Annotated in this window: 22 protein-coding genes and 2 pseudogenes; 16 read left to right on the forward strand and 8 right to left on the reverse strand. The window is 36.6% G+C overall.

The features are described from left to right. Positions 1-155: 155 nt before the first annotated feature. Positions 156-1472 (reverse strand): IS1380 family transposase, encoded by a 1317-nt coding sequence (locus tag BR50_RS07615; RefSeq protein ID WP_034546789.1) that lies wholly within the window; start codon positions 1470-1472, stop codon positions 156-158. A 391-nt stretch (positions 1473-1863) separates the two neighbouring features. Between BR50_RS07615 and BR50_RS12980 the strand changes: the two genes are divergently transcribed. Both BR50_RS12980 and BR50_RS12985 read left to right on the forward strand, forming a co-directional pair. After that, entirely contained in the window at positions 1864-2052 is a 189-nt protein-coding gene (locus tag BR50_RS12980) for a hypothetical protein (RefSeq protein WP_051905762.1), read from the forward strand. Between the two features lie 3 nt (positions 2053-2055). Further along, a complete protein-coding gene (locus BR50_RS12985) occupies positions 2056-2400 on the forward strand; it encodes a YncE family protein (protein ID WP_051905763.1) in 345 nt (114 codons plus the stop codon). Between the two features lie 169 nt (positions 2401-2569). Here the strand turns inward: BR50_RS12985 and BR50_RS07625 are convergent, their stop codons facing one another. From BR50_RS07625 to BR50_RS07635, 3 genes are read right to left on the reverse strand one after another with little or no spacing between them, the layout of a single operon-like run. After that, a complete protein-coding gene (locus BR50_RS07625) occupies positions 2570-3964 on the reverse strand; it encodes a sensor histidine kinase (protein ID WP_034547621.1) in 1395 nt (464 codons plus the stop codon). Continuing rightward, complete coding sequence (locus tag BR50_RS07630; RefSeq protein WP_034549069.1) at positions 3948-4649, reverse strand: response regulator transcription factor; 702 nt, start codon at positions 4647-4649, stop codon at positions 3948-3950. The genes BR50_RS07625 and BR50_RS07630 overlap by 17 nt, the downstream gene beginning before the upstream one ends. A gap of 44 nt (positions 4650-4693) precedes the next feature. Next, positions 4694-6199: a multicopper oxidase family protein gene (locus BR50_RS07635; RefSeq protein WP_034547624.1), complete on the reverse strand. Its 1506-nt coding sequence runs from the start codon at positions 6197-6199 to the stop codon at positions 4694-4696. Positions 6200-6584: 385 nt separating this feature from the next. Between BR50_RS07635 and BR50_RS07640 the strand changes: the two genes are divergently transcribed. The 10 genes and pseudogenes from BR50_RS07640 (at position 6585) to BR50_RS07685 (ending at position 15834) form a co-directional block, all read left to right on the forward strand. Next, the gene (locus BR50_RS07640; protein WP_034547625.1) at positions 6585-6941 is read left to right on the forward strand and encodes a hypothetical protein; all 357 of its coding nucleotides are present in this window, start codon (positions 6585-6587) and stop codon (positions 6939-6941) included. Positions 6942-6959: 18 nt separating this feature from the next. Beyond that, positions 6960-7073 (forward strand): annotated as a pseudogene (locus BR50_RS13135) (DUF1541 domain-containing protein); the annotation flags it as partial. Between the two features lie 192 nt (positions 7074-7265). Then, positions 7266-7868: an adenylate kinase gene (locus BR50_RS07645; RefSeq protein WP_281247047.1), complete on the forward strand. Its 603-nt coding sequence runs from the start codon at positions 7266-7268 to the stop codon at positions 7866-7868. Between the two features lie 131 nt (positions 7869-7999). Next, positions 8000-8239 (forward strand): annotated as a pseudogene (locus BR50_RS07650) (glyceraldehyde 3-phosphate dehydrogenase NAD-binding domain-containing protein); the annotation flags it as partial. 247 nt (positions 8240-8486) lie between these two features. Then, positions 8487-9053, forward strand: coding sequence for a helix-turn-helix domain-containing protein (locus tag BR50_RS07655; RefSeq protein ID WP_034546224.1), 567 nt, complete (start codon positions 8487-8489; stop codon positions 9051-9053). Further along, positions 9017-9883 (forward strand): IS3 family transposase, encoded by an 867-nt coding sequence (locus BR50_RS07660; protein ID WP_081884465.1) that lies wholly within the window; start codon positions 9017-9019, stop codon positions 9881-9883. Before BR50_RS07655 ends, BR50_RS07660 begins: the two co-directional genes overlap by 37 nt. A 150-nt stretch (positions 9884-10033) precedes the next feature. Continuing rightward, positions 10034-11358 (forward strand): IS3 family transposase gene (locus tag BR50_RS12600; RefSeq protein WP_143298344.1). Its coding sequence is split into 2 segments (ribosomal slippage): positions 10034-10160 and positions 10160-11358, totalling 1326 coding nucleotides; the frame shifts between segments, so codons are not numbered across the junction. Between the two features lie 447 nt (positions 11359-11805). After that, positions 11806-13278 carry a C69 family dipeptidase gene (locus BR50_RS07675; protein WP_034547631.1) on the forward strand — a complete coding sequence of 491 codons (1473 nt, stop codon included), beginning with the start codon at positions 11806-11808 and terminating at the stop codon, positions 13276-13278. Between the two features lie 396 nt (positions 13279-13674). Continuing rightward, the gene (locus BR50_RS07680; RefSeq protein ID WP_034547633.1) at positions 13675-15024 is read left to right on the forward strand and encodes a dihydrolipoyl dehydrogenase family protein; all 1350 of its coding nucleotides are present in this window, start codon (positions 13675-13677) and stop codon (positions 15022-15024) included. Between the two features lie 186 nt (positions 15025-15210). Beyond that, the gene (locus BR50_RS07685; RefSeq protein ID WP_034547635.1) at positions 15211-15834 is read left to right on the forward strand and encodes a flavodoxin family protein; all 624 of its coding nucleotides are present in this window, start codon (positions 15211-15213) and stop codon (positions 15832-15834) included. Positions 15835-16182: 348 nt separating this feature from the next. Here BR50_RS07685 and BR50_RS07690 read toward each other — a convergent pair whose 3' ends face one another. Beyond that, a complete protein-coding gene (locus BR50_RS07690) occupies positions 16183-18231 on the reverse strand; it encodes a methyl-accepting chemotaxis protein (protein ID WP_051905765.1) in 2049 nt (682 codons plus the stop codon). An 883-nt stretch (positions 18232-19114) separates the two neighbouring features. On the opposite strand from BR50_RS07690, the gene BR50_RS07700 reads away from it, so the two are divergent. Further along, positions 19115-19561: a GNAT family N-acetyltransferase gene (locus BR50_RS07700; protein WP_034547639.1), complete on the forward strand. Its 447-nt coding sequence runs from the start codon at positions 19115-19117 to the stop codon at positions 19559-19561. A gap of 244 nt (positions 19562-19805) precedes the next feature. Here the strand turns inward: BR50_RS07700 and BR50_RS07705 are convergent, their stop codons facing one another. The 3 genes from BR50_RS07705 to BR50_RS07715 all read right to left on the reverse strand — a co-directional run bounded on the left by BR50_RS07705 (position 19806) and on the right by BR50_RS07715 (position 21938). Then, the gene (locus BR50_RS07705) at positions 19806-20078 is read right to left on the reverse strand and encodes a type II toxin-antitoxin system RelE family toxin (protein WP_034547641.1); all 273 of its coding nucleotides are present in this window, start codon (positions 20076-20078) and stop codon (positions 19806-19808) included. Further along, positions 20079-20300, reverse strand: a complete 222-nt coding sequence (gene relB, locus BR50_RS07710; RefSeq protein ID WP_034547643.1) for a type II toxin-antitoxin system RelB family antitoxin — start codon at positions 20298-20300, stop codon at positions 20079-20081. A 297-nt stretch (positions 20301-20597) separates the two neighbouring features. Next, a complete protein-coding gene (locus tag BR50_RS07715) occupies positions 20598-21938 on the reverse strand; it encodes a DUF2254 domain-containing protein (protein ID WP_034547645.1) in 1341 nt (446 codons plus the stop codon). A 530-nt stretch (positions 21939-22468) separates the two neighbouring features. On the opposite strand from BR50_RS07715, the gene BR50_RS07720 reads away from it, so the two are divergent. Genes BR50_RS07720 through BR50_RS07730 form a run of 3 tightly spaced genes read left to right on the forward strand, consistent with a single transcriptional unit; the run spans position 22469 to position 25935 of the window. Then, positions 22469-23818 (forward strand): dihydrolipoyl dehydrogenase family protein, encoded by a 1350-nt coding sequence (locus BR50_RS07720; protein WP_034547647.1) that lies wholly within the window; start codon positions 22469-22471, stop codon positions 23816-23818. Positions 23819-23831: 13 nt separating this feature from the next. Further along, the gene (locus BR50_RS07725) at positions 23832-24863 is read left to right on the forward strand and encodes a thiamine pyrophosphate-dependent dehydrogenase E1 component subunit alpha (protein ID WP_425429667.1); all 1032 of its coding nucleotides are present in this window, start codon (positions 23832-23834) and stop codon (positions 24861-24863) included. A gap of 19 nt (positions 24864-24882) precedes the next feature. Beyond that, the gene (locus tag BR50_RS07730) at positions 24883-25935 is read left to right on the forward strand and encodes an alpha-ketoacid dehydrogenase subunit beta (protein ID WP_034547648.1); all 1053 of its coding nucleotides are present in this window, start codon (positions 24883-24885) and stop codon (positions 25933-25935) included. The last annotated feature ends 6 nt before the right edge of the window (positions 25936-25941 follow it).

The raw sequence follows: 25941 nt of genomic DNA on the forward strand, positions 1-25941 counted from the left end.
TTTTTCACTTCATTCAGGACAGTAGCTTGTTTGGTTTACTGATTTTACTTCAAATTTACAAAGCACTCATTTTTTTGTCAGGCAATTAAGATTTTTGGGCATACTGACCCCTTGGAATGAGCCATTTTTTTTAACTATTGTATTGAGTATGAGTGCTACTCCCATTTAAAATGCTGGATATTCCACAAGATTTTACGAAAGAGTTTCTGATAAACGTGGGAGGAACTGAGTTTCAAAGAGGTTTTCCTTCCCGAATGAACAAGCTTACCTGCCACTTTAAATAAGAACAAGCGAATGGTTGATACTTGAAAACCTTTGGTTTCTTTCGTAAAACAAAGAGTACGCATAAAATTGACCATGTTATAAGCTAGTACGCTCACCATCATGCGTGCATGATTTTCTAAGAAACGAGGGCTGTCGGTTTTATCGAAATAAAACCCATTTTTGGCCTCTTTAATATAATTTTCCATGGTTCCTCTTTTAGAATAAGTTTGAAAGACCGCTTCTGCAGAAATATCTTCTGATAAATTAGTTACGATAAATTCATGTCGAGCAATCAATTCTGTTGCTTCACGCGTAGATTTAATACAAACTCTTCGTGAATGTGACCAGCTCTTCGCTTGATAGAGTACAGAAGCGTAGTGAACTTCTTTTCTATACCAATCGTGTTGATCATCTATAGAGATAAATTGCTCAGCGATTTTGCCTAATTTGCGATTCGATTTCAATCGAATAACATAAAAATTTCGACGTTCTTCACATAGCTCATATAATTCAGGAGTTGCAAAACCACTATCGGCACGCACTAGAATAGAACTTACAGGTACGGTTTCTTGATAATGGTCAAAAAGTGGTTGGACAAAATCTGCCACACCATTGGATGTGTACACGTTACCAGAACGAAGTTCTGCTTTCAATAAATCACCGGTCAAGCCTTCAAAGGCAACTAGCGGATGATAGCCATTCGTTTGGTAATGAGCGTTATAATTCGAATTTTCTTGATTCCCGAAGGTATCCGAATGAGTTGAGTCTAAATCAAAAATCATCTCAGTTGTATTACGTGCAGTCCGTACTTTATCAAGCAGGATTTGATTGACTTCTTGCAATTGGAAAATATTTTCTTGATTTAACCGATCCCAAAAGCGAGAAATAGACGGTTGTGAAGCAAGTTGTTCTTTAGCTAATAGGCTCTGGAAAATGGGATCTTTTGATAAAATGTCAGCCGAAGAATCTGTTTGATAGCCACCAATCAATTGAAAAATAATTTGTTCAATTATCGCCTGATTAGTATGTTTATGATAAAGTCGATTATCATTAATGATGAGGTTTTGTTTTAAAATATTAGAAAAATTAATGGTGTGCATAAACTCCTTAACTAATATTAACCCGGAATCTGAGGATAAATTACCACCAGAATGTGATACCGAAATGTTTGAATTGAAAAGTAACCGATTTTCATGTAAAATTGCCATAGAGAGAACCCCTTTCTTTGGTTACGTTTAGGTGATTTAACCATAACAGATTGGGGTTTTTTTTGCACACCCAAAGGGTGTTGAGAAATCCAGCTTAAACTAGCGCTAGAACAGTTTTTCCAGAGCATTTCAAAAAAAGTATGAATTATTCAGGATAAAGATTATTTAATAAAGTTAATATCTGCTATTAGCCTGAATTATTCATAGGTCAAAAATAGCGGTTGTATATTCTTTATTAACTCTCCATTTTGGACAAAAAGGGTTCTTGCCAGAATTTTTTGTACTTTTCGTGATGAAATGATATTGCCACAATCTTTTCAGAGATCTGTAGTAAAAAAGGGAATATTAAAATAAAAAAATCACTTTAATAATATCGTCATCAGTGAGTCTCTTGCTTGCATCTTGTAGTCAAGAAGATTCAACAAGTAGTCAAAATTCTTCTCAACAAGAAATTGTATCAACGTCACAAGAATCTAGTGAGTCTCAATCTAGTTCTAAAGAAGAAAATAAGGAACAAACAGAATCCTATTACACTTCCGATACCGGAAGTGTAACCAAAGTAGATGCTCAAACACACTAAGTTGTGGATACGATTGCCATCGATGGCTCCACGCATAATGTACAAATTTCACCTGATGAAAAAATCATTGGTGTAACACATGATGATCAATATGCAGTTGTGGCAAATAAAGGTACAGAAGAAAATCCTTCCAATACTGTTTCAAAAGTTGATTTAAATAGTAATGAAGTGGTCGAAACGATCGAAGTGGGTAGCGGTACACATGGAATTATCATTAGCAAAGATGATCAATACATCTTTGTCACAAATGCATTCGATGATACGGTCAATGTTATTGAGAATGAAACCAGTGAAGTTATTGCCACGGTTGAGGTTGGGGAAACACCAAATGGGATTACTCTGAAATAATTACTATGGTTAAGTTAAACTAAAAAATCAACTTAAGGATTTCTGAAAAGGGATAAAATAGTCTAACGTTTAAAAATCTTAATTAGTCCTAAATTAAATGAAAAACTTTAGCATGAAGCTAAAAAGCGGTTCACTTTTATGTAAAGTGAACCGCTTTTTTTGATGAGTATTATCTTTTGACAGGAAGAATAACGGTAAAAGTAGAACCTTTTCCATAATCACTTTTGACTGTTATAGTTCCCTTATGGGCCTTAATAATGGTTTTTACGATCGATAGACCAATACCTTGACCGCCTAGAAGACTATTTCTTGAAAAGTCAGACATATAAAATCTCTCAAAAATATGATTGATTTCTTTTGGGGAAATGCCTTCTCCAGTATCGGTTACACTCAGTAAAGCTTGATTTTTTTCTTGACTGATTTTTAGTGTTATTTTCCCCTCAGAAGGTGTGAATTTAATAGCATTTGATAAAAGATTGGTGATGACCTGACTTATTTTATCCTTATCAGCGGTAATGAATAGGGAGTTACCATCTAATGAATAATGAATATTTTTCTTAGCAAAAAGAGCTTCAAAATTAGAAAAAATAGTTTCTGCAAGGACATATAAATCGAAAGATGATTTGTTTAACATATCCTGATGATTTTCTATTTCATTAATTTTATCAATGCTTCCTATAAGGCGAGTGATACGGTTCACTTCATCATAACTGCTTTGAAGTCGCTCATCGGTTACTTCCCATATGCCATCTATCATGGCTTCCAGATTTCCTTTTAATGTCGTCAATGGGGTTCTGATTTCGTGAGAAATATCAGAGGATAATTGATTTCTGATAGCTTGTTGATTTTCAAGTTGAATGGAGAGATCATTTACCGATACAATAAGTTCATCTATTTCTTTGATATTCGTTTTTTCAGGAGACGAACTTGAGTAATCTCCTTTAGCAATTTCTCTTGTAAAGTCTTTTACTCTCACTATAGGCCGACTTATTTTTTTAGCAACCAAAGCAGCAAAAAAGAAAGAAAAAACTAACGCTACCATTGCTACTATGATAAAATTGTTTTTCATATCTGCAATAAATGAAGCATCATATTCTGAATAGGCAGTTGGCCCCATATAACTGATAAGAGCTTCTCCAATTTTTTGCTCATCATTAAATAAAGGAACTGTTTTTTCTATAGGGGTATTTTCTATCGCTCCCATCATGTTCCCCGTATTCGGAGCGTTTCCCTGCATGTTTTGTTCATTTCCCATCATATCTGAAGACGAAGGACTCCAGAGTAAATTCTTTTCATTGTCATATACTTTCAAGGTAATTGAATTGTGTAATGACTCTAAGCCGATGGGATCAAAAGCAGCAGTAGTTGGCCATTCCCCCTTTTCTTCGTAAAGTCTTTCTAAACCAGTGGTATATTCTATTAAATCAGACTCTTGTCTCTCAGCAACATATTTTGCAAAGTGATTATCCATTAGACTTAGTGTCATCACACTAAATGCGCCAATTATAATGAAAGAAATAGAAACAAAGGAAAATATAAACTGCCACTTAATTGTATGATTCATCTTTTTCCCCGCCAAATCGATAGCCCATGCCGTACACTGTCAAGATAAAAAAGGGCTGTCTTGTATTATCCTCAATTTTTTGTCGTAAGTTTTTGATATGAGAATCAATGATACGATCAAGAACGTTAAATTCAAGTCCTTTCACGTTTTTTAATAATTGTTCTCGAGAAAATATTTGTTTTGGATAGGAAGCTAATAGTGTCAATAGTTCAAATTCAGTAGGCGTCAAGATGACTTCATTCTGATTTTTAAAAGCCTGTTTGTTCTCAGGATAATTTATTAACATTCCTTTATCAAATGACCCCTTAGTTTCAGTTACAACAGGCGAAGCTGAGCGACGCAGAACGGTTTCTACACGTGAAACCAATTCTTTAGGACTGAATGGTTTTACTATATAGTCATCAGCCCCCATCTGTAGAACGTTTAGAATATTATTTTCTGTAGACTTCGCAGTTAGCATAATAATGGGTAAGTCAGAAATTTTTCTTATTTTTTGACAAATAACTGTGTCAGATATATCCGGTAACATGTGATCTAGCACGATTAAATTTGGCTGCACCAATTCAAATTTTTTCATCGCTTCCGTTCCGTTAAAAGCACGGAATACTTGAAACTTTTTTATAGTGAGATAAGCTTCCACAATATCCAAAATCTTTGGTTCATCATCTACAATTAATATTTTCAAAATCCTTGCCTCCGTTAATTTGTCTGTAACAATTATTGGAAATTTCATTCTACAATTATTTGTCCCATCATCCCATTGTCCTCATGTTCAAGAATATGGCAATGGTACATGAAAATTCCCTTTTCTGGAAATTCAACTTCAATCTGAACTTTTTCTCCAGGATATAATGCTATCGTATCTTTCCATCCTTGTTCGTTTGCAGGTGGAACTTTTCCATTCCGATCTAGTACTTTGAACTGAACGCCATGTAGATGGAAAGGATGTATCATTCCACCCATCATATCATTTGAATTATTTATTTCCCATATTTCTGTGGTACCTGTTTTTGCCTGTAGATCTATCCGTTCCATATCAAATTGTTTTCCATTAATAGCAACCATATTTCCCATACCGCTGAAGGTTAATTCTTTATCTGGAACAGAAACGCTATTAAAACTAGTTGAAATTTTATTTAAAGTTTCCGGTAATGATTTAATCTCTGGATTTATTCCTTCCACAACATTTATGGAAAGGACTTCAGCATTTCCGTTCATTAATTTTACATTATCTCCTTTTTTATAGTCGCTTACATCTACTACAATTTCAGCTCTTTCACCAGGAACTAATTGAAGAGTATCCATCTGTACTGGTTCATTCAGAAAACCTCCATCAGAGGCAATCTGATAAAAACTTTCCTTACTCGACAGATTAAATTGATAATTACGTGCATTTGAGCCATTGACCAGACGTAACCTTATTTTTTCGTTTTTCACCTCTATATAAGGATTGATTGTTCCATTTACTAACAGAGTATCTCCTTGTGTACCATCCATATTTTGGATGTCTTGATAATTAAATTGGTTGTCTTCGTCAAAAAAACGGTCTTGAACAATGATTGGAAAATCATTGATACCATAATCTTTGGGAAGATCCAATGAATCAGAGTTTTCGTCTTCAACATAAATTAATCCAGCCAATCCGTTATAAACTTGTTCACCAGTACGACCTTCAGGATGGGGATGAAACCATAAAGTAGCAGCTTCCTGCATTACTGTGAAATCAACGGTGGCTGTTCCATTTGGTTTAATAGGGCTGTGAGGGCCACCGTCAACATTAGAGGGTATTTTTAAACCATGCCAATGAAAAGAAGTATTCTCTTCCAATTTATTTACGGTAGTGAGATGTACATTCTGACCTTTTCGAATACGAATGATTGGGCCAAGGTAAGATCCATTATAGCCGAATGTTTGCGTAGCGTTGCCTTCTTTAAATTGTGTGCCTCCTTCTTGTGTGGCAATAGTATAGGAGATGCTACCATCTGAGGAAAGGGTGCCTTCCAGCAAAGGAGGCAATGCTAGTTCCTTCGTCTCTTGTTTAGAAGGAACTAATTCCATAGTCACTTCTCCACCCATGCCCATGTTGGGATTCATTCCCATCAGAGGCGTTCCATTATCTTGGTTAGTGAAAGGATTTGGCGACTGCGTAGAGATTTGGCGGAATAAAAGGACAGATACAATGGCAAGTAAGAGTAAGGAAATTCCCAAAATAATGGATATAACCGGCTTTTTCATAATGCTTCCTCCTTGATTTTCTTGTTTGATATAGTTTATCATTTAATTGTGTAGGTTTTATGGATATGGAGAGGAGCCTTATTTTTTTAAATAGGCAGAAGACCGATTTCTTTAGGAATACTAATTAAAGCCTTCAAAAAAACTAGTATAAACTATTTGTTTTCTCCATATTGTCTACACAATGATGCGTTATCTTGATAGTATAGATTTATAGAATTGGAGGTATGCCGAGTAGTAAAAAGTAGTAGGTGCTATTTTTTCGTTCAGCGTGCCAATCGACAATTCGCAAGCTCTATAAGGCAAAAATAACTAAAAAAGGATAGCTTTTGCTAACTTTGCTTATCTCTTAATCAAGTTAGAAGAATTAGAAAGAATGTAAGAAAAAATGAATAAAAAAATAATTGGAACTGGAATACTTTCCTTTGTTTCTCTAACGATGCTCTCCGCGTATACTCCGGTTCAAGTAGAGGTAAAATCGGAGGCCTCTGTTCAGGCACATCAAATGAGACATCATGAAAATCATGGTCAACATATCAGCGAATATGCATCTCAAAATAAGGGAAGTCGTACTAACCATCACGGTTTAGCTGTCAGCAATTACAACAAATTATACAATTATGAAATTGTACCCGCAGACATAGAGCCAGCAATGGATTCAACGTACAATCCTGGTGAAGAAGCAATCATTACGAAAGACCATATGCCTGGAATGATAGGTGTGGTGTTCACTCATAAATTGTAGGGGACTTTTTATACCCATGCGTATTCCGTAACCTACTATCCTACCGATGGCGGAGAGGTGGCCCGAAATCACAAGTGGGTGACTGACCACGAATTAGCACCTGTTGCTGATGAAACGGACATGAAGGAGTAACACGCCGGTTAATGTAGGGAGAAATAGATGCACATAGGCTACTTTATAGGCGAAGGGACTATGTGCATTTCTTTGATAAATGGACCTTAGAGGGAAAATTTTTTTGGTTAACGAATTGCAAAAATTGTAGAAACTCCTTCAAACGATTCGTAAGAGGGTGTAAGATAGATAGGAGGGTTACAACTGAATATTATTGTAATGGGCATGCCAGGCTCGGGTAAGGGAACGCAAGCGGAGAGAACCGCAGCTACCTATCAGATTCCGCATATCTCTACAGGAGATATCTTCCGTTCCCTCGCTCAGAGTAAGAGTCCGATTGGTTTAGAAGCCCAAACATATATGGATAAGGGTAATCTGGTACCAGATGGATTGGTGAATAAGATTCTATGGGATCGGCTGGGAGAGAAGGACACGGTAAAAGGCTTCGTTTTGGATGGGTATCCGCGAACCTTGTCACAAGCAGAAGCGCTGGAAGTATACTTGCAGAGCAAGGGAGTACCATTGGATGCTGCCCTTTATCTCGCAGTTGGAAAGCAGGAATTACGGAAAAGGTTAGAGAAACGACTCCATTCCCCTTCCGTCTCTCCTGATTTCCCTGAGAGGGGTGAGAGTCATTCCTCCCGCGTTGATGACCAATCAGAAGTCGTGGAAAGACGGCTAAAAGTGAGTGAGTCTGAAGTAGAAGCACTCTTACACTTCTATCAGGGATTGGGAATCGTTTCTATCGTAGATGGGGAGAAGGAACCTGACATTGTGTTTGCAAAGATACAAGAATCCCTTCAATTCCATTCTTGATGCTGGTTTTCTAAGTGCTAGCGATCGTTTTTACCCCTGTCCTTAGAGTGTGCGTCACGGTATAGAGTATTAAATAAGGTAAAGTACTACTGGTTGCAATAAAACTCATAAAAAGCAGGAGAAATACAAGAATGAAAAAAATAGGAATCAATGGTTTTGGTCGCATTGGCCGGTTAACTTTCCGTAGAATCGCGAAAGTAACGGATGACATAGAGGTGGTAGCTGTCAATGATTTGACCGACCCGAAGGTACTGGCACACCTCTTGCTATTCGATTTCATATATGGGAGATTTCCAGGTGCGGTTGAGGCTACCGAAGATTCCATTATCGTCAATGGGAAAGAGATACACGTCTATGCTGAAAAAGAAGCCGATGTATATATTGGACTACTAAAACCGACAGTATTAATCGGATTTATCAAAGATGATAATTTAACAATGATTGCTAGAGAAGTTGATTCAACATTAAAAGAAGTAGTAGACGCTGCTAAATAAATATAAAAAAAGACTTTCTCGTGAAATAAAATGGACCCTATAGAATGGACACTAAAAAAAGTGCCCTCTATGGTAGCGACCCCCAAAAGTTAGAGTGAAATCTAAACTTTTGGGGGTTGTTTTTATGACAAAATATAGTGAAGAATTTAAGTTACAAGTTGTTCAAGAGTATCTAAACGGCCCTTTGGGCTTTCAATTACTAGCGAAGAAATATGCTCTTTCCTCTACAACTCCCCTTAATAATTGGGTAAAGGCATACCGAAAACTTGGTTTGGACGGTTTAAAAAGGAAACAGACGAAAGCAGCTTACTCTGTTCAATTTAAGGTAGATGTATTACACTTTATAAAACAGACAGGCACTTCTTATTCAGATACAGCCATTACCTTCGGCATGAATAATCCTTCCCTTATCGCAAATTGGAATCAAGCTTTCCAAGGCAAGGGAATTGAAGGCCTAAAACCACACCCAAAGGGGCGTCCTTCAATGACTAAAAAACCAAAAAAACAGCAACTGAAACCAGGCACATCAGCAGATTGTTCTAGACAAGAATTAGAACGAGAAATTGAACTACTGAAATTGGAGAATGCCTATTTAAAAAAGTTGAAAGCTTTTCAGAAGAATCCCGACGTCTTTCTCGAAAAGCACAAGCAGCAGTGGCATACGAACTTAAAGAAGAAGGATTCAAACTAAAAGATATCCTTCTGGTGGTGGGTATTCCAGAGTCAACCTATCACTATTACGTAAAGCAATTAAAAAAAATAGATAGTAATCAGCGACTAAAAGAACAGATTGAACAACTTTTCTTTCAGTTCAAAGAGCGATTTGGATACAAACGCATTACAAATGAACTGAAGAAACTAGGTTATAGTGTCAATCACAAGAAAGTTTATCGTCTCATGAAAGAAATGGGTTTGAAGTGTGTTAAATTTATTAGAAAATCTCGGAAATATAACTCTTATAAAGGAAAAGTAGGCACTATTGCCAAGAATAAGTTAAATAGACGCTTCTCTACATCCATCACTTTACAGAAGCTCGTCACCGACGTGACAGAGTTTAAATGTACAGGCGGAGAAAAGCTCTACCTTAGTCCTATTCTAGATCTATTTAATAGTGAAGTGATAGCTTATGGAATAAATAAACGACCTATCCTGGACTTAGTGATGAAACCTTTAGAAGAAGCCATCGGCATGCTTAAAGAATACGCCACGGTTCGTACCACTCTTCATTCTGATCAAGGTTGGCAGTATCAGCATAATCATTGGGTCAAAACACTAAAGAAAAATAACGTTTTTCAGAGTATGTCTCGCAAGGCGACTTGTGCAGATAATGCGGCAATAGAAAATTTCTTCGGCATCCTAAAACAAGAAATGTATCATGGGGAGAAATTAGTCAGTTATGAGGAATTGAAATCAAGAATTGAAGAATATATCGAATGGTATAATCATGTTCGATCAAAAGCAAAATTGGCTGGCTTAAGTCCGGTAGAATACCGAATTCAAACCAGCCAATCAGCTGAATAATAAAAACTCTAACTTTTAGGGGTCAGCACCTATAGGGTCTATTTTTGTATACTTATATAGAAAAATATAAGTATAGTTGATTTAAGATTATTCAGTCCATTAAAATCGTATTCCACATTAACTGCACTACGTGCAGAAAGGAGCTGCTAAATGTCAAAGTTAACATTTACACCAAAACAAATCCAATTTTTAAAGACAAACCCTTATGTAAAAAATGTATCTGAAAAAAGCATTACTTATTCCGATGAATTCAAACGCCATTTTGTTTCAGAACATTGGACTCAAAAACGACTAAACAACTATTTTTTGAAGCAGGATTTGATTTGGAAATGCTTGGTGAAAGCAGGATAAAAGCATTCTCTAAGAAATGGCGAAAAAGATATCGGGACAATGGTGTTTTGGCGTTGAAAGACACTCGACAGGGCCATTCAGGCAGAGTTCGAAAGACAGAACTAACACCTGAGCAACAAATTGAAAAGTTACAAGCCAAAATTTCATTGTTAGAACAAGAAAATGAATTGTTAAAAAAATCAGAATGGAGCGAAAGGAGGCTAGAAAAAAACGAAAAGACTAGCGAAATCTTCGCAAGAATCCATAAATTGAAAACAGATGGTTCCTACACAGGAACGATTGTAGATGCATGTGATGTGTTGGAGGTTTCCCGTTCCGGTTACTACAATTATTTGAAGAGTTCAGGCACTAGGAATGTACGAGATGAGGAAGATCAGGCTTGGAGAACCAAAATTGAAAAAGCTTATAGTTATCGTGGTTACGAGAAAGGCTCTCGAAGCATTGTCATGTATTTCAAGAATATTCTGGGTATCACAATCAATCGTAAAAAGGTACAGCGTTTGATGAGGAAATTTAATATTTTCTGCCCCATTCGTAAAGCGAATCCCTATAAAAGAATGGCAAAAGCTACCAAAGAACATCGCACTGTTGAAAACAAGCTGGAACGTCAATTTGATCAAGGGATGGCTCACAAAGTTCTATTAACAGATATTACTTACCTGCCTGGAGCTGATGGTTTCCTGGGTTATTTATCAACCATTAAAGATGGTACGACGAAAGAAATTTTAGCTCATTATGTATCTGATAATCTAAAACTTGATATTTCGCTAAACACCGTAGATGTTTTAATGAGCGCCCACGGTGCAACGTTACATAAAGATGCTTTTATCCATTCAGATCAAGGCGTACATTACACTAGCCCTAAATTTCATAAGAAGTTGATAGAGAATCATTTAGGTCAGTCCATGTCCAGAAGAGGTAACTGTTGGGATAACGCTCCCCAGGAGTCATTCTTCGGACATTTGAAGGATGAAATGAACTATAAAAATTGTACGAACTTAGAAGAATTGCGAGTAACTGTGAGTGATTACATTGACTATTATAATAATGAACGTGGGCAATGGAACCTAAAAAAATTGCCCCCTGTTCATTACAGGGAACAATTTTTATCAGGTATTGCATAAGGTCTCTTTTTTTAAATGTCTTTGACATAGGGTCCATTTTAATTTGTGATACATCCTTTTTTAAGAAGTTGATGATGGTGCAAATGGGTATTCTTAGTTATTTTAAAAAGGTAATTATTCAATCAGTAGATAGATGCATCCGCAATCATTTCTATGCTTTCTTTAAGTCGAAATTATATTTTGAAGGTACTATGAATAGCTTTTTTTATTTGATCTTTTCTTAATACTTTACTTGAAATTTTGTAAGCGTTATTATATGTGTGAGAAGGTTAATGGATAAGCAATCGCTATATCACAGGTAATATTTTTTTTAAAAGAATTCTGTTATCATAGAAGCAATTATTTTATAGTGAAAGGTGGCATTGGATTTTATCTAGCCAAAGTCGTTTGATGGGCACATAGTTAACTATATTCAACAATGCTAGTAAATTAGGGAGGAAAACAAAAATGAAAAAAAAAGCATTATATAAAAGCACCTTCGTCCTTGTGACAACCGGTATATTATTCATGACTAGTTATACGACAGCTGAGGCTTGTACAACTGTTTTGGTAGGGAAAGATGCTTCGAAAGACGGATCAACTATGATTGCAAGAAATGAAGATATGGGAACAGCCTGGGCCAAACATTTTTTTGTGAGAGAAGCAAATAAGAATAAAAGAAATTTTGTATCAGATGGAAATGGATTCTCCATCGAGTTACCTAAAAAACATTTAAAATATACTGCTACTCCCGAGTGGGATGTCTCAGATGGTTTATATGAAGAATCAGGAATCAATAGTAATAATATTGCGATGAGTGGAACAGAATCTACTACAGCTAAGGAGAATGTTTTAGAACTCGATCCTTTAGTAGAAAAAGGAATCGCAGAAGATGCAATGGTGACTGTCGTATTGCCATATATTGATTCGGCTGAAGAAGGAATTGAGAGATTAGGTAAGATTGTTGAAGAAAAAGGTGCTGCAGAAACAAACGGAATCATTTTTTCTGATAATAACGATATCTGGTATATGGAAATACTTACTGGGCATCAATGGGTAGCGGCAAGAGTACCAGATGATAGTTATGCAGTCATTGCAAACACAATTTCAATTCAAAATTTTGATTGGGATGATTCAGATAATTTTCTTTATTCTAAAAACTTACAAGAGTTTATCAGCGATAATAAGCTAACAGACGATCTAGAAAATACATCCATCAGAGCTATCTTTGCAGACACTAAAGAAGATGCTCAGTATAATACTCCTCGAGTATGGTACGGCCAGAAAATGCTAACAGAATCTGACAAAAAAGTTGACGACACGGATTTTGAACTTTTTGTTAAAGCAGATGAACTAATTACGACACAAGCAATCGCTGACATATTAGGTTCACATTACAATGATACAGACTATGATACTTTCGGGGAAAAGGAATCAGATAAATACCGCCCAATAAGCGTACCGAACACGATGGAATCTCATATTCTACAAATCAGAAACAATGTTCCAGATGAAATAAGCGCCATTCACTGGTTAGCTCTTGGTGTAGTAGATACAAGCAACTATATTCCATTCTACAGCGGAATAACAGAAACACCTAAAGAGTATCAGATAGGTAGTGATGAACCTGATGAAAAATCAGCCTATTGGACTTACCGAACAACTAATGCTTTGACTAATCCGTACCATGACGAATTTAAAACTGAAGTGGTTGCACCTGTACAAGAAAAGGTCTGGGAGCATATGACTAAAGCAGTAGAAGAAATAGACAAAGAAGCAGGAGAAATAGCTGAAAAGAATCCTAAAAAATTAGATTCATATTTAAATAAAAAAACAAAAGAATTATCTGATTACTCATTAAAAGAATACAAACAAGTAAATAAGAACCTTATTAAAAAATTGACTGAAAAAACTAATGTCCAACACAATGCTGATCTATAAATAAAGACTCTTTATAAGTAAATTATTTCTGTAAACATAGGTAATAGCAACGCCGATTGAAAAATTAAGCTAGACAAATAAAAAAAGCCATCCGTGGTACAAAATGGACCCTATAGGATAGACGAATAGACGCGAGTCCAATAATCGATATATACAGGTCTGTTTTTCCATAAACAATAGAATTTTGATTGACGTTTGAATAATCTATTAATATACCGTTATTGTCTACATCTCTAATTCTACACGCTAGTTCGGGCTTTTGTGGTATTTTATTACCCTGATTTTAGAAACTGAATCAGTTCGTTGCAGGATGGCTAGTGGAAAAGTAGGGGCTAGCATGATAAAAAGTAGAGGGAGAAAGGTGATTTCTCTGTTTATATAGAAAGGATGAGGGAAGTGGAAGAGAAATTTGATTTGATTGTTATTGGGACGGGTTCGGGCGGTTCCGCTGCTGCTTTCAATTGTAATAAAGCAGGATGGAAAGTCGCAATAGTCGATTCACGGCCTTTTGGCGGTACTTGTGCTCTCCGAGGATGCGATCCGAAAAAAGTACTTGTGGGAGCTGCAGAAATGGTTGATGGTATTAATAGAATGAAAGGGAAGGGCATCAGTTCTGATTCCAGCATTAATTGGCCAGAATTGATGGCCTTCAAGCGTACCTTTACCGAACCCGTACCGGATAACAGGGTGAAAAACTTTCAAGAAGCAGGAATTCACACCTTTCATGGACGCGCTTCTTTTTTGAGCGAAGATAAAATTCAAGTAGGCGAAAACGTTTTAACCGGAAAGCATATTTTGATCGCAAGCGGATCTAAACCTGCCCCTTTGCCAATTGAAGGGACGGAATACCTCACATATAGCGATGAATTCTTGGAATTGGACGAGCTCCCAGCAAAAATGGTGTTTATTGGTGGCGGATATATCTCTTTCGAATTTGCCCATATCGCTGCAAGAGCCGGATCGGAAGTGCATATCATTCATCAAGGAAAATGTCCGCTTGAGAACTTCGAACCGGATTTAGTGGAACTGCTGATGGAAAAATCGAAAGAAATTGGAATTCATCTCCATCTCAATACAGAAGTAAAATCGATTGAAAAAAAAGGATTTTCTTACATCGTAAATGGAGTTAATAATGGCCAACAGGTTTACTGGGAAGCTGATCTGGTTGTACATGGTGCAGGACGTATACCCGATTTAGAAGATATGCAACTTGAAAAAGGGAACGTAGAGTGCGAAAAAGGAGGCATATCCGTCAATGAATTTCTTCAAAGCCGCACCAATCCAAGAGTATACGCAGCCGGGGATGCAGCCGCAACCGAAGGACTTCCGTTAACCCCGATTGCATCGATGGAGTCGCATGTAGTGGCATCAAATCTGCTTAAAGGAAATCACCGGTCACCTAATTACAAAGTGATGCCGACTGTGGTGTTCACTCTTCCCAAACTGGCATCTGTTGGATTATCTGAAGATCAGGCGAGGGAAAAGGGCCATCAAATCAAAGTGAATAAAATGGGGACATCTGATTGGTACACCTACAAGCGCACAAATGAAAAATTTACAATGGTGAAAGTCATCATCAATGAAGAGACTGGTAAAATACTTGGCGCCCACTTAATCAGCCACGGAGCGGATGAATTAATCAATCATTTTGCGATAGCCATTCAGTTTGATTTAGCGGTCAAGGATCTCAAACAGATGATCTATGCTTATCCAACGGCAGCTTCTGATTTAGGATATATGCTGTAGGAACAATTGAAGATTCAGTTTAATAAAATATGGACAATAGTGCAGTACTGCAGCCAATAATCAGGGATTGGACACTTTTGATTTCCAGAAATACTTGTTGTCAAAAGCGGCATTGAATGATTTTGAATATAAAACAGTATTAGAACAAAGAAGAAAACATTAAATGAATTGAAGGGGAGTAATTAGATGCAACCATTAAAAGTGTTATTCTTAAATACTTCATTAAAAAGCACAGGCGAAATGTCCCATACAGAAGGATTTATGAACGATGTGCAAGTTCATTACAAACAGTTGGGAGTCGAATCTGAAATTATCAGACTGGCTGATTATAAAATTGCGCTTGGCGTGCAAGAGGATATGGGTGGAGAGGATGAATGGCCAGAAATTTATGAAAAAGTCCAAGCAGCAGATATTCTCATTATTGGAACTCCGCTATGGCTGGGAGAGAAAAGCTCATTAGCTACCCAAGTTATTGAGAGACTCTATGGCAGCAGCAGCAAAACCAATGATAAAGGACAAGCTGTTTTCTATAACAAAGTCGGAGGAGTAGTAGTGACGGGTAATGAAGACGGTGCCAAGCATGCGTCTGCATCTTTATTATATGGATTGTCTCATATCGGATTCGTGGTTCCACCGAATGTGGATGCATATTGGGTTGGAGAAGCCGGTCCAGGAGCTTCCTATATGGATGCTGGACGGGAAAATGAATTTACGAAAGCTGCTATTAAAAGGCTCGCTTACAACACATATCACCTTGCAAGTATGCTGAAGAACACACCTATTCCTGCAGAAGGAAATACACTGAACTGAAAAAAGATGTCTGCCGGACTACTAGAAAATCTTGGCAGACATTTATATAATGTTGGAAAAGGAGCTGTATATACGGACAAACAGATTAAAGCTTCTGTTTCCGATGTTTATGGTAACACAGCCAAAGGGGCGTCCTTCAATATCTAAAAAACCAAAAAATCAAAAAAACAGCAACAGAGACCAAACACCATTGGAAGTATTTTTGAGCTACATGAGTGAAGATATTTTGTCTAGCTTAATTTTACAAATCAGACGACTAAAAATTATGGACCGAAGATATCAAAAAGCAGACCAGATTAGAGGCCTGCTTTTTGATTTGTCTAGCTTAATTTGACAATCTGCGTAATGCTAGGACAATTTAAAGTGTCCAGCAGATTCTTTTAATTTTTCTGCTATTCCTTCTAGTTGAGAAATGTTAGATGAGAACTCTTCCATTGTTGCTAAAATTTCTTCAGCATTAGCAGAAACTTCTTCTGTCCCAGCAGAAATTTCTTCAGCAGAAGCCGCGATGTTTTCTAAAGATACTACTACATTATCTTTATTTTTATTGATTTCTTGACTGCTTTGAGAGGCTAATACAATAGTTTCAACTAATTGCTTCACTTGATCAACTACTTCTTCATTAGAATTGATTGCTTGTCGAATCATCTCAGTTTGTTTCTCGCTACCGGTTGAAGCTGTATTTAATGTTGATACCATAGCAGTAGATTTCCCCTGAATCGTTTGAATAATTTTGTTGATATTTTGTGATGATGCATTGCTTTTTTCAGCTAATTTACGTATTTCTTCCGCTACTACAGAGAAACCTTTTCCAGCTTCACCTGCGCGTGCAGCTTCTATAGAAGCATTTAAAGCGAGTAAGTTGGTTTGTTCAGAGATACTTTTAATAACTTGTGTGATTCCTTCAATACTTTGGATTTCCGTATCCACTTCTTTAATGTCACTTTTTAAATTATCTAAAATTCCACTTGTTTCATCCCAATTATGACTCACTTCTTGCATGGAAGTATTATTATTTCCACTTGCTACTATTGTCTTATCTGCCATTTTACCCATTTTACCCATTTCAGATTTAATGGTCGAAATTGAATCTGCTAAATGATTCATAAGGTCCAATGTGTTTTCTGTATCTTGTGTTTGTGATCCAGTACTTTGAGCAATTTCATTTATGGTTTCTGAAACTCCTTCTGTAGCTGAGTTTGTCTGGTCGCCAATCTCGTTTAACGTTTTAGACATATCTAAAATTGTTTGGCTATTCCCTTGGATCATGGAAACCGTATTATAGAAACTATCCATCGTATCATTAAATCCAATGGCAATTTGATGAAATTCATCGCCATTATGATTCAATTCTTTTTCTTTATAATTTTGATCACCACTTTTTTTCCTTGAACTAAATAAATCATTACCGGTTAAACGTATGGATAAATCTCCAAGTTTAGCTTTTTCTAAGGCATTTTCAATTCCACTTGTGATTGTAGTTAAATATTTAGTAAGTATATAAGCAGCGACTATGGCTAATAATAACGAAATACCTAAGACCAGCAATGCGATAGTTAAAAATGAGCGTATTTCATTTCGCATTTCTGTCTCATCAACTGTTCCGTAGACAGTAAAACCTAAAGCTGGCTCAGTTTCATAGTAATCTGCGAAGCCACCATGTTCATCCGCATTGTTCAAGTACCCCACTTCATCAGTAGTTTCCGTAAAAATCGCTTCTTTACTTATATCGGTACCTATCCATTCATCATTTTTTGACATTTGAACGTAGCCATCTTCTGAAATAACATACACTTCTCCAGTATTCCCGAAACTAACTTCAGCCACTTTAGCAGCAACTTTTCCTAAACCGATATCTAACCCAATGACTCCCATATCTCCAATAGCTTGCGAAGCCGTGACTGTTACTTCTCCTGTTCCAGCATCTGTATAAGGTAATGACCAATACGTTGAGCCGTTTTCATCCATCGCATCTATATACCAATCACGACTCGTTCCATCATAATCGGAAGGGATACCTTCTGTGCTCCCTACCATTCCAGTTTCTGGTGCATAATAATATGTATATAAAAATTGAGGATTGCTATCTCTAACTATATCCAGTTTGTCATCTAAAATAGCTAAATTATCACTATTATTCGCATCTAGAGTACTTTCATTTGCCGCCATGATACTGACTGACTGCTCTGCTGTTTCTACCGTCTCATTTAACATCGTCACAACCGCAGAAGTTGCTTGTTTCTGACCTGTTATTACTCTGTTTTCGAGTAAATTCATCGTTTCATTATAAGACAAAAGCAGGCCTATTATAACAGGTGTCATAGCTAATCCTATAAACAAAGGAAATAATCGAGTCCTTATAGATTTTTTGTTGTTTTTTTTCTTTTGTAGTGACATTCATTTCATCCCTCTCTATTTTCGGTATAAAGTTTTATAAAAATCATCTGATACTAATTAAAAAATCAGTCAATTTGTTTATGATAAAGTAGATGAAATCAAATCCACATTTCATTCCTGCTACGCTTATATATAGATTATAATCGGTAATTTCATTGTGAAGTTAAGTTTATTTTTTTTATGTTTTATTTACTCTTGTATTTAAAGAGAACGCTTTTAATTTGAAAATGTTCACAGGTATTCTATTGTTTTTCTATTTATGGAAAATTCATTTCTAAAAAAAGCAAATCCGGTAAAATAACATACTTTGATAAAAGTGACATGCTCAAACATCTAAAAGAATAAGTTCTAAGTAAGAGCACAGAAAGATTCTGATTTTCTAAGTGTTTATATGATTTTTTTATGATAGTCTTAAAAATATGGGAAGGAGATTCCAAATATAAGAGAGATACGCTGGGTAAGAAGCAACCCAAAAGAGCTCAAACGGTAGTAGATAGTTTAATACCGTTTGGAATGATAATTGGTTGTATTATGGCCATAATTCTTAGTTTACTTTTAGCAACTGCTTTACTAAATATGATAGTTTTAGGTTCTATAGTTGGCTTATTATTTGGGTACTTTGTTTATGAAATTTATAGTAAAACGGAAGAAAAGTAATGCTAGAAAGAATAGAATTAACTACACATGAGCAATTATGATGAATCAGTTGAAATTTTGCTTCAAAAATATGGTCCTGCGCAGAATGATTATTTAGAGAAAAATCATATCAGAGGTTTATGAATCAAAAAATAAAAAATATTACAAAAGGAAAATTTTCAAGAACGAGTGAGAGTTTAAGGGGACTGGTTAGTTAAAATATAGGTAAAAAAAGGAGGAAAAAACTGTGGAGTGGAAAATAAAAACATTTAACGAATTGAGTAACGATGAGTTATATGAAATTATAAAACTTAGAAGTGAAGTGTTTGTAATAGAGCAGCAGTGTATTTATGAAGAATGTGATGGTAAAGACAAAAAAGCCTATCATTTATTTGGGGAAGAAGATGGAGAAATTCTGGTATATTTAAGGATACTCGAGAAGGGTGTTTCATTTAATGAGGTATCTATAGGGAGAGTATTAGTTAATAAAAAATATCGCAGCAAGGGCCTTGCAAAAAAAATGATGTCACGTGCAATAGCATTTATTGAGGACAATTTAAATGAAAAAGTAATTAGAATATCTGCACAGGAGTATTTGCTGGAATTTTATTCGAGTTTAGGGTTTGTGAAGGTTTCGCAGGTGTATTTGGAAGATGGTATTCCACATATGGAAATGTTATACAATAATCTTTAAAAAATATGGAAAGTCAAAAAGATTATATTCAAACAGTTATATGAGGTGAATATTAAGCAATCAGCAAACGTATATGTGCCAATCAATAACACTATCTTGTTACTTGTTGAAGAAATAAAAGAGTGTCTGAAAACGCAATTTTTAATTCAAGCCACTCAATAAGACAATATAAATAAAAAAATTCTACCATTTAAAAAGTGGTAGAATTTTTTTAGATTAACATGCTGTACTCAATTTTAATGGTTCATTTGTAAATACCTTTCTTATGGCTAATCTCTAACATCAAAATAGTGACTGTCTCGTCATTAATATCAGCGATTAAGCGATAATTTCCAATGCTGTAACGCCATTCTCCTGAACGATTAGCGGTCAATCCTTTGTCCTGTTTCCTAGGATCTGTACAGTTCACTAGATTCTTTTGGATCCAACCCATAATTAAAAGAGACTGGTGTTTATCCATTTTTTTTAAAGCCTTTTGAGCTCCTTTTTCAAACGCTACTTGATGACCTGAATTCATTTAATCCGCTAACTTCTTTAGCATATCTTCAAAAGAAATACTTTTTGGATCTTCTTTGTGTTCAGACATCGCTTGGTTATATAAGCCCAAATCAATTTCATCTTCAATTTTTTCTAAAACAGCATTTCTAAATAAAGCTGAAACCGAGATATTATTAGCTTTAGCATATTCTTTGATTAATTGTTCTTCTTGGGTATCAATTCTTAGGGATACTACAGTCATTAGAATCAACTCCTTCTCTTTACCTTATAAAATAGCGTAAAACACTCAAAAATCAACTCTTATTAACGAAAAAAGAACCTCGATATATAAAGGTTGTGAGTACACGATTCTTTGCAATTTCATGTATTGGGATCTGATTTTGTTTTGACATTAAGAAAAATACGATGTACTGAAAGTATAGATTATAGAAGAACAAACTCCTTTTTTTGTTTCCTTTCCTTCATTTGCAACTGAAAGCCTGTCAAATAAAGGACAAAAATAGGATGATAAACAGTAACTCTGAGGAACGATTTGAAACTACTCGCTGATACCTTTTTCGATGGCCAAAAGACGCTGATGCCTTTCATCGATATTTTGTTGGTCCAACCTCTCGGAAAAGTTTGGACTGGTCAAGTTATACAAATAATTGCTGTAGTCCTTGATATAGGCCAATTTCTCGTTGTCTGCTTTATAGGCAATAGTCAGTAAATAATCGAACAGAGCAGATACTCCAGAAATATCTTCTTTCATGTAATGAATCAACTGCCAATTGCTTTCATATAAATCTTTCGGAAAATTATTAAAGTCATAAAAAACACAACCGATGTAACGCAAAGTCTCATCTTTTGTTATCTCCTGATTTTTTTCTTCTCCGAGCACAACAAACCTTCCAGCAATAGCAGCAAACTTCGCATCCAATAAAGCTTTGTATCGTAAAATATGGATTGCGGTGTTGGGATCATTGATTCCCGGCGAGACAGCCCGAAGTGCGACTTCTACTAATTTTTGTCGAGCAAAATTCGGATCATACATGATAGAAGGTTCGGTTTCATACGTCAACGTTCTATTGATTTTTCCGCTCAATTGATTATTCTCGTCTATACCGTTTTTGTGGTTTGTATAAAAGGTGCCTACTGGTTCATTCTGCGAAATAAACACACCAATTCGAATGTTTAATTCTAACACCCCTTCATATTCTTCGCTCAACGCTCTCAACCTATTGAAATTGATAGACTCTACATATCCGTTTCTATCTGCTCGAATCGGATATTGATGCAACGTATGGATATCTGGCAAGTGATTGACCTTCGTTTCTTCTTGAAAAAAATTGATGGTGTCATTCATAACCGTGTTTGCTTCATTGTAAAGTTTGTTGACTAACGTTCCTAGCTGAATGGAAGTCGCCACATTGTAAACAAATTTTATGAAATAAACGACACAGGCCAGTGCATATCCCAGTGCAACAGATGCTGATATAACTAAGTATTCATTTTCTGAACTACGCATAAAAAAAAGTGAAGATAGACAGTATATAAAACCACCTAGGAAAACCCCAAGTGTTTGTATGGAGGTTTTATGTAAAAGAAAGTTCTCCACCGTTCTCGGACTGAAGTTTGAAGAATAAAAAGAGATAACAGATAGCATCGTCGCAAAGGTAAAGGTAGCCACTGAAAAAAGAGACCCCGCTAAAAGACTAAGAATTTCTTTCGACAGATCCACGCTCGTCAACAAAAAAGACGGAGAATAATCCAGCAAATTAACCATACGGGTATCGAGTAAAATGACTCCAATCGCCAGTAAAAATGAAAAAAGGACACTCCCCCCTAAGGTAACCCAAATTCTTTTCTCTTCAAAAAATAATCGCAATGTTTGTATCATTAAAGTTACTCCTTTCAAAAGCAATATTCGTATAAAAACTGCTTTCTTTTATTGTATTGTAGCATAATCCCAATAATTCCATTACAAGGAAACACTCTGCTTACTGGTTTCTTTCTTGTCAGCAACACAACAAAAGGCATTAGCAAGTTTTCACTCGCCAATGCCAAACATTGTACTATATAGAATGAATTAATTTCCTACCAACGCTTTCGCAATGTAATAAAGAAAACTGGAAAGGACGATCTCTCATGGTTTCCAAAAACACATGCCATGAATTGAAGGAAACGATGGCTCAGCTGTCTTAGAAAAAATTGTGAAGAGAAAAAACATATATTAATAAACTGATAATATCAATAATAGAATATTTTTTATAATACCTCCTTTTCATTATTAGTTCACCTCGTTAAAATTTTTCCGAAGGGCGTTTGGTTGACAACATTTCCAAAGTACGTTATACCTACATTGTAAGCGTTATCATTATATTGAAATTCTTTACAGGTTCCTAATATGGAAGGGAAGTGGTAAATAGAATGGATATTTTTGATGTAGTCGTTATAGGTGCTGGTCCGGGTGGTTATTCAGCGGCTATCCGGTTGGCTCAGTATGGAAAAAAAGTAGCTATAGTGGAGAAAGGGAACATCGGAGGGACATGTCTAAACACGGGGTGTATCCCAACAAAAGTAATGATTGAACATAGTCATTTGGTCAATCAAATTAAAAAAGCGAATCAATTAGGCATCGGTTCTGTAGAAGAACCTTTGAAAATCGATTTCGCAAAGTTGATGAAACGAAAAGAGCAAGTTGTCCAACAACTGACTTTCGGAGTGGAAAGTATTTTGAAAAAAAATCAAGTGAAGATTTTTAAAGGAGAAGCATCTGTAAACCCTGATTTGACAGTTGCAGTAGGGTCTGAAATCCTTCAAACAAAAGATCTGTTGTTAGCTACTGGAGGAACTCCAAAGATACCAGACATTCCGGGAATTGAAGATGTGCCTTTCTTAACACATAAAAACTTTTTCGAATTGAAAGAACTGCCGATAAATTTAGTCATTATCGGCCAGGGGATCCATGCGGTTAATTTAGCCTTTACGCTTGGACCTTTAGGTACAGAAGTTACTATTGTTTCTGAACAGTCCTCTGTTTTAGGAAATATAGATGATGATGCAGCAAAAATTGTAAAACATTCAATGAAATCTAATAACATCCGAATGGTGACCAAAGCCAACTGGAAGAAAATTACCAATACTGAATTGGTATTGATGGATGAAACGATTCCGTTTGATCATGTGCTTTTAGCTGGACAGAACAATCCAAATACGGATGTTGTTCGTTCATTGAATTTGGAACGAGAACTATTTTTGAAAGTGAATGGAAATTACCAAACTTCCCATCCTCATGTTTATGCCATTGGTGATGTAATCGGAGGATCCACATCCGCTGGTGCAGCGTTGCAAGAAGGACCTTATGTTGCTGCCCAAATTGCAGGAGAGATCGTACCTTTTGTTCAATACGACGCTATCGCGGGCACGATGTATTCCAGCCCAGAAGTGGCATTTTTTGGATTGAATGAAAAATCAGCGAAAGAAGGAGGTCGGGAAATCAACGTTGCAAAATCACTATTATCAGGAAACGGAAAAGCATTGGCGATTGGAGAAACAGAGGGATATATCAAATTGATCTCGGATAAAGAATACGGAGAACTTCTAGGTGGAGTTGTAGTTGCACCAAATGCTACTGATTTAATTTCAAGTCTGTTGACCGTTAAGAAAAGTGAAGGAACGCTGTATGAATTGGCACATATGTCGTTTCCTCATCCAAGTATTTCAGAAGCATTTTGGGAAGCCGCCAATTCAAACTGGAACCAAGCCATTCATATGTGAAGGAGAGTTGACAATGATAATAGAAAATGAATCTATAAAAGAAGTTATGCAGGAAGTCGAATCAACAGAACAAACAGTTGATAAACAGGTAACATTGGATAGAGGAAAAGCATTGTGGATTTACCAAAAGATGAATGAAATCCGTCACTTCGAAGATAAGATCCATGAAGTTTTTTCTACAGGAGCTATTCCGGGATTTGTTCACTTGTATGCCGGAGAAGAAGCGATTGCCACAGCGGTAATGGCTCAGTTAGATAAAGAGGATTCTATCACTAGTACCCACCGAGGACACGGGCACGCCATCGCTAAAGGTTGTAATATCAACGGTATGATGGCAGAAGTCATGGGGAAAAAAGATGGCTTGAATAAAGGGAAGGGCGGTTCAATGCATATTGCCGATTTAAGTACTGGTATGCTTGGGGCAAACGGAATTGTAGGCGGTGGAATTGCAATGGCGGCTGGGGCCGCATTAAGCCACAAAACCTTAGGTCGGAACAATGTTGCAGTATCGTTCTTTGGAGATGGGGCTTCCAATGAAGGGACGTTCCATGAAGGTTTAAACTTAGCTTCTATTCTCAAACTACCAGTCGTTTTCGTCTGTGAGAATAACCAGTTTGGCGAAGGAACACCTTTTGCCTATTCGAGCGCTTCTAAAACAGTCTCTGAACGGGCAAGTTCTTACAATATGCCTGGAGTGCGAGTAGACGGGAAAGACGTCATCGCCATTTATAACGCTTTTGAAGAAGCTAAAAAACGTGCACTCAATGGTGAAGGTCCTACATTGATTGAATGCGACACTTACCGGAATTACGGACACTTTGAAGGGGACGAGCAGAAGTACAAATCTCCAGATGATTTAAATGCAAATCGAGACCCGATTCCATTGTTTAAGGAAGAAGCAATTACACAAGGTTGGTTCACTGAAGAAGAAGCCAAAAAAATTGAGCAAGAAGCACAAGAAACCATTGAAAAGGCAGAGGAATTTTCTAGAAACAGTCCTCTTCCTGACGAATCTGAATTGTACACTGATGTATTCGCAGACTGACAAAGGAGGACGAGATAATATGGCAGATAGAACTCTTACATTTATGGGTGCAATCACTGATGGAATGGTCACAGCAATGAAAAAAGATGAATCGGTAGTACTTATTGGAACTGATGTGGCGGGTGGAGCCGGAGTTGATCACTTACATCATGATGATGGGCGCGACGAGGATGGTTTTGGTGGTGTCTTCGGATTATCAAAAGGAATGGCCGGTGAATTTGGAAGAAATCGTGTCATTGATACTCCAATTGCCGAGCATGGGTATTTCAGTGCTGCGGTAGGAGCGGCGGCGACTGGATTGCGTCCAATCGCTGAACTCATGTTTAACGACTTTATTGGATTTATGCTCGATCCGATTCTCAACCAAGGAGCTAAAATGCGTTACATGTTTGGTGGAAAAGCGACAATTCCACTTACAGTAAGGACGGTTCACGGTGCAGGTGTAGGGGCAGCTGCTCAACACTCGCAAACATTATATGGTATATGGGCATCTATTCCGGGTGTGAAAGTGGTTGTGCCGTCTAACCCATATGATGCGAAAGGATTATTGCTTGCGGCTATTGAAGACAATAATGTAGTTGTGTTCTCTGAAGATAAATCACTTTATGGAATGAAAGGTGAGGTTCCTGAAGAATACTATACTGTTCCAATTGGAAAAGCAGCTATTGTCCAAGAAGGAGAGGATATTTCTATCGTCGCTATTGGAAAAATGGTTCAAGTGGCACAAAAAGTGGCAGATGCGTTGTCGAAAGACAACATTTCTGCAGAAGTCATTGACATGAGAACTCTTGCTCCGTGGGATGAAGAAACAATCCTTAATTCTGTAAAGAAAACTGGACGACTCGTATTGATTGATGAATCTAACCCACATGTAAACATTATTGGAGATGTAGCAGCAACTGTTGCCGATAAAGCGTTTGATTATTTGGACGGACCAATTAAAAGAGTCTCCGCTCCAAATACGCCGGTGCCATTTGCCAGCAATTTAGAAAAAGCTTATATTCCCGATGAAAAGAAAGTATTGAAAATAGCGGAAGAATTGATTACTGATCTTAAAGAGCAAAAGCGATGAGGGAGG

This window comes from Carnobacterium alterfunditum DSM 5972 (genome assembly GCF_000744115.1).
GTDB classification, from domain to species: domain Bacteria; phylum Bacillota; class Bacilli; order Lactobacillales; family Carnobacteriaceae; genus Carnobacterium_B; species Carnobacterium_B alterfunditum.